General features: G+C 39.7%; 1 protein-coding gene. It reads right to left on the bottom strand.

What is annotated here, in order from left to right:
• A partial coding sequence (locus IU405_RS07830) for a CocE/NonD family hydrolase (protein WP_317193359.1) occupies positions 1-305 on the bottom strand: 305 nt, incomplete at both ends.

The following is a 305-nucleotide window of genomic DNA, read 5'->3' on the forward strand; positions in this document are numbered from 1 at the left end:
CCACTGTGAATGAAATCATACAACACATCAATATCTTCGCCTAAATAGCCTCCAGGTGAACGAACCAATCCATTTGAACGGTAATAATGATAATACGAAGTATTTGGTGCTACAGGAATAATTGCCTCTAAACCTTCAACACCAGTGGTTGCAGCTGCTAAAGGAATGGTTCCGTTATAAGAAGTACCTGTCATGCCTACTTTTCCTGTTGACCAAAAAGCTGTTACTTCTTCATTTCCTTCTCTTGATGTAAAGCCTTTTGCACGACCATTTAACCAATCAATTACTGCTTTTGGGGCCAATGA

The sequence above is a fragment of the Polaribacter sp. BAL334 genome (assembly GCF_015767435.1).
GTDB lineage: Bacteria > Bacteroidota > Bacteroidia > Flavobacteriales > Flavobacteriaceae > Polaribacter.